The organism is Seleniivibrio woodruffii, from assembly GCF_029267515.1.
GTDB lineage: Bacteria > Chrysiogenota > Deferribacteres > Deferribacterales > Geovibrionaceae > Seleniivibrio > Seleniivibrio woodruffii_A.
Window position 1 is genome coordinate 1 of sequence record NZ_JAJUIS010000030.1, and the last position, 5,138, is coordinate 5,138.

General features: G+C 46.5%; 5 protein-coding genes. 1 reads left to right on the forward strand and 4 read right to left on the reverse strand.

What is annotated here, in order from left to right:
• Window positions 1-164 precede the first annotated feature (164 nt).
• The 4 genes from Q7P67_RS13335 to Q7P67_RS13350 form a co-directional block, all read right to left on the reverse strand.
• Window positions 165-476 carry a pyrimidine/purine nucleoside phosphorylase gene (locus Q7P67_RS13335; protein WP_303852728.1) on the reverse strand — a complete coding sequence of 104 codons (312 nt, stop codon included), beginning with the start codon at window positions 474-476 and terminating at the stop codon, window positions 165-167.
• Window positions 477-565: 89 nt separating this feature from the next.
• A complete protein-coding gene (locus Q7P67_RS13340) occupies window positions 566-1,159 on the reverse strand; it encodes a nitroreductase family protein (protein ID WP_303852729.1) in 594 nt (197 codons plus the stop codon).
• Between the two features lie 28 nt (window positions 1,160-1,187).
• Window positions 1,188-1,637: a MarR family winged helix-turn-helix transcriptional regulator gene (locus tag Q7P67_RS13345; protein WP_303852730.1), complete on the reverse strand. Its 450-nt coding sequence runs from the start codon at window positions 1,635-1,637 to the stop codon at window positions 1,188-1,190.
• 81 nt (window positions 1,638-1,718) lie between these two features.
• On the reverse strand, window positions 1,719-2,228 hold the full coding sequence (locus tag Q7P67_RS13350; RefSeq protein WP_303852731.1) for a dual specificity protein phosphatase family protein: 510 nt from the start codon (window positions 2,226-2,228) through the stop codon (window positions 1,719-1,721).
• Between the two features lie 225 nt (window positions 2,229-2,453).
• Between Q7P67_RS13350 and Q7P67_RS13355 the strand changes: the two genes are divergently transcribed.
• Window positions 2,454-5,138: retention module-containing protein (locus Q7P67_RS13355; RefSeq protein WP_303852732.1), on the forward strand; the 2,685-nt coding region annotated here is incomplete at its 3' end.

Below are 5,138 nucleotides of genomic sequence, written 5' to 3' on the forward strand. Positions count from 1 at the left end.
AAGATGATCATGAGGGACAAGATCATCAATATTCAGGTAAAGTTCCGTTTCAAATTGGTCTTCTGTTTCTTTAAGCATTATATACAATAACAAAAACCCCATGTATTTGCAATTACATGGGGTTTGTCAACAAGCTGAGGGGAGCGTCAGCTCCCCGTAAGTTGTTATGCGAATGAGCAGATGTAGTCTGAGGGAGTTGAAACGTACATTGTGAATGATGAATTTTCAGGCACTTCGAAAACGCCGCTGCCTTTAATAACGAGTTTTTCGGTTTTGCCGGGCAGCACGACCTCCATTTCTCCGCTGAGAATCTCCATAACCTCCGCGGCGGCGGTGTTGAATGTATATTCGCCGGGCTGGATGAAACCGAGGGTCTTTCTTGTGCCGTCTTCAAATATCACAGAGCGGCTCACGACCTTTCCGTCGAAAAATACGTTCGCTTTTTTTACCACTGAAACATTTTTAAATTCTGACATTTTTCAATCTCCGTAGGTTTTTTTGACGGCAGATTATACACTGCGGATATGAAAAAAGAAAGGGAGGCTTTTTCGCCTCCCTTCATAGGTTATCTATAAATTTTCACTCTCTCTTCGATGGGCGAGAATTGTTTTTCACCGGGGTCGGCAACAGGTTTACCGAAAGGCATCTGCGCCAGAAGTGACCAGCTTGCAGGCACTCCCCATTCTTTCTGAACGTCGCCCTCTATAAGCTGACCGTAGTGCTGGAGTGATGCGCCGAGACCCGCCTGCTCCAGCGCTGTCCATACGATGAACTGGAGCATACCGCCGGAATGGTTCGACCATACGGGAAAGTTGTCCGCATATGCTGCATATGCTTCCTGAAGTCCTTTGATAACGGTTTGGTCTTCAAAATAAAGAACTGTGCCGTAACCGGCTTTGAAAGAATCTATCTTTCCGTCAACCTGCGCTGCGGGTGCGACTCTGTGCAACTGGTTTCTCACTATTTCCCAAAGTTTGTCGTGTTCTTTTCCGAAAAGAACAAGAACCCTTGCGCTCTGGGAGTTGAAAGCGGACGGTGCGTGCAGAACCGCCTGTTTCACGATATCCTCAACCACGCTTTCTTCCACAACTTTTTCGTTTGATATTCCGTAATATGTTCTTCTTGCTTTAACACTGTTTAAAAAATCCTGATAGCTCATGATACTCCTCCGTTATATAATTAATGGTCTATACGGTCTGGCTCCTGCCAAGTTTTTTACATATTTCGCCGAGGGTATTTTTTTCGCTGCCGGTCAATGCCCTGAAACTTTTAACAATTGAACGTACATGATCCGGAAATATGGATGAGATAAGTTCTCTGCCGCTTTCCGTAAGGTTTACAGTAATATACCGTCTGTCGGTTTCACTGCGTACCCGCTCAACCAGTTTCCTTTTTTCAAGGTTGTCAAGCACCGTTGTTATATTTGCTGTGCTGGTAAGGTTTTTTTCAGCAAGCTCCCTCTGGCACATGCCGCCAAGGTGAAAAAGCGTTTCAAGCACGCCGAACTGGGTTTCGGTGAGCCTGTGCTTTGTCAGATGACCGTGGGCGGCGTCTGTAACGCTTTTGGCTGCGCGCATCAGTTTTATATATGTATTGAGCGCCTCAACCTCTTCCTCTGTTCCCTGATATTTTGTCATATCCGCCTCACTTCGTATTATATGATATCAAATTATTCGTATTCAAATATTTGTCAAGGGGTAAATAGGATTGAATTTGTATTAATTATTTTTAGTATATCTGAGAAAACTTTCCGTCATTGCGTCAGTTTTCATCCAGAGGTATGGGAAGTGCCCGTAGAATATGCTTAAAGATTGTTCCAATGCTTCTTCGGGTGATTGATTCTTTACGGTATAAAGATATAAAGCCACACCAAGTCCTGTTCTGTCGGATCCTCCGAGGCAGTGTATAAGCATGGGGCGTTCCGCTGTTTTTAAAATCTGTGCAAGTTCCTCCATTTTTTCCATCGGTGCCGGCATTGTGGAGGACAGGGCGACATCATAGTGAGCAAGACCAAGATCCTGCGACGCGGCAATTTCTTTTCTGTACCATTCTTTGTCGGGTCTTGCCCTGCGCAGGCTGATAACCGAGCGTATGCCGTATCTCTCCTTATACTTTTTCAGTATTTCAGGTGTGGGCTGTGCGCTTCGGTAAAGTGCATCTTTTTCAACGATATGAAAATTATGGTTGATATATTTCTGATAGATAAAGAATAAAAAGATTATAAGCAATAACGCTCCCGCCGTCGCGTATAGTTTTTTCAAATCAGCATACCTACCAAAAGTTGTAATAAAAATATCATAACCTCAAACAGTTAATTTTTCAAGACCGACAGTCTTTAGAAAATCCTGAACAAGAAAAAATATTAAAAAATATCTCTGATTGTACCATGGTACGATGTGTTCTTATCCGTATAGTGTATGCTTTGATATCTTATTATTATTCTGAGGTGTCTTATGGCAGCAGTTGGAAAAGTTGTTCAGGTTATCGGTCAGGCGGTTCTGCACGGGATAGACGGTTCGGTCAAATCAATTTATCCGGGCGATCTCATATCTATAGGCGACGTTATCGAAACGATGAGCGGTTCGAAGGTTATCCTTCAGCTTGCCAACGGAAGAGAGATAACCATTGGCGCAAACGAGCAGCTCGCCATCGACGATTCGCTCATAGCATCCTTTGACGATCTCGCCATGGATGCGGAGGATCTGCAGAACGCACTTGAAAACGGCGAACAGCTTTCCGATGAGGAAGAGGAAACCGCAGCAGGTGAAGAGACAGGACAGGGCATCGTTCTTAACGATATCCTTGAGGGCGACACATCCGAAGGATACGTTGGCAGCTATCTGCTCCCCTCCGGCAACATAACAGACTCAACTGACACTGACACCTACAGTTCATCGGGAAATAATAACAACGATACAACTGCAACCGAAGAGACAGGTTCACCAGTATATTCCATAGCAGAAGGCGAAACAGTGCCCCCCGGCTTTGTTCTTAACCCCGACGGCTCATACTACATTGACCCAACTTTGCCCGACTACGACTACCTCGGCGACGGCGAAAGCGTATCTTACGACATAGATATCGTAATTACGTATCCCAACGGAACAACAGAGAACGATACTCTTAACGTTGTTGTTGCCGGAACCAATGATGCTCCGGTTGCATATGCTGAAATCATCAGCGCTGTTGAGGACGGAACCGTTGTTACTGGTCAGCTCACAGCGACAGACCCCGACGTTAACGACACGCTCACTTTTGCAATAGATTCAGCCAGCGTCCCCGAAGGTTTTACGCTGAACGAGGACGGAACATATACATTCGACCCGTCTTCATATGACTATCTCGCAGAGGGCGAACAGACTGTTCTCACCATTGACTATACAGTTACCGATTCCGCAGGTGAGATAAGCTATGAATCCATAACAATAACCGTTACCGGCGTTAACGATGCCCCTGTGGTCAGCGATATCTCTTTCTCCGCAACCGAAGACACTTCGGTCACTATCTCTGCCGCGACTCTTCTTGCGCAGGCAACGGACATCGACGGCGACAATCTCTCCATCGCGGGGATAACCTCTGTCACAGGCGGCACCCTTGTGGACAACGGAAACGGCACATATACGTTTACACCCGATAAAGATTTTAACGGCGAAGCTACTTTTGAATTTTCAGTTACTGACGGCATCGAAACTGTATCAGCAACCGCAAAAATAGATGTTGCAGCAGTTAACGATGCTCCAGTTGCGGCGGATGCCATTGTTGAAACCACAGAGGACACTGTTCTGACCGGTACACTTCCTGTTGCTTCCGATATTGATGCAGACAGCGTTACATATGCGCTTGACGGGGATGCAGCTCACGGTGCTGTGGTTATTAATTCTGACGGAACATACACTTATACCCCGGCTGAAAACTATAACGGGGAAGACAGTTTTTCCTATACTGTGTCCGATGGTAAAGGCGGCACAAATACATATAATATATATGTGTCCGTGGCTCCGGCAAACGATGCCCCCACTGCTGCCGACACAACAATTGCCACCGATGAGGATACGGTCGTTACTGGCACACTGCCTGCGGCTGCCGACATCGACGGTGACGACGTGACTTACTCACTCGACACTGACGCTGCACACGGTACTGTAACGGTTAACGCAGACGGTACATATACTTACACTCCTGCCGACAACTACAACGGAGATGACAGCTTCAGCTATACAGTTTCCGACGGTAAAGGCGGTACGAACACTTACAACGTGGCTATCTCTGTCGGAGCTGTTAATGACGCGGCGGTTTTAGGTTCCGACGTTAAAGACCTTACAGAGGGCAATGATGTCCTTACGACCGGCGGCTTACTCAGCATAAGCGATGTTGACAGCGCAGTTGAGTTTGTAGCACAGACAGATACTCAAGGCACATACGGCAAGTTCAGCATCGGAACAGACGGTGCATGGACTTATGCAACCGATACAAATATGAACAGCCTTGCAGATGGCGAGACTGTAACGGAGACGTTTACAGTAAGGTCTGCCGACGGTACAGAAACAACTGTAACAGTAAACATCACAGGTACAAACGATGCGGCTACAGTAAGCTCTGACACAGTCAATCTTACTGAGTCAGACACAATCCTTACAACTGGCGGTGTTCTTTCAATAACTGACGTTGACAGCGCAGCCGAGTTTGTAGCACAGACAGATACTCAGGGAGCATACGGCAAGTTCAGCATCGGCACCGATGGAACATGGACTTATGCAACCGATACGAATATGAACAGCCTTGCAGATGGCGAGACTGTAACGGAGACGTTTACAGTAAGGTCTGCTGATGGAACAGAAACAACTGTCACAGTGAACATCACAGGTACTAACGATGCTGCTGTAGTAAGCTCCGATGTTAAAGACCTTACAGAGGGCAATGATGTCCTTACAACTGGCGGCTTACTCAGCATAAGCGATGTTGACAGTGCAGCCGAGTTTGTAGCACAGACAGATACTCAGGGCTCATACGGCAAGTTCAGCATCGGAACAGACGGTGCATGGACTTATGCAACCGATACAAATATGAACAGCCTTGCAGAGGGCGAGACTGTAACGGAAACGTTCACAGTAAGGTCTGCTGACGGAACAGAAACAACT

Bases quoted from the DNA above. Each gene is read 5' to 3' on its own strand.
- Q7P67_RS13335 (WP_303852728.1), bottom strand. From the start codon at position 476: ATGTCAGAATTTAAAAATGTTTCAGTGGTAAAAAAAGCGAACGTATTT.
- Q7P67_RS13345 (WP_303852730.1), bottom strand. From the start codon at position 1,637: ATGACAAAATATCAGGGAACAGAGGAAGAGGTTGAGGCGCTCAATACA.
- Q7P67_RS13340 (WP_303852729.1), bottom strand. From the start codon at position 1,159: ATGAGCTATCAGGATTTTTTAAACAGTGTTAAAGCAAGAAGAACATAT.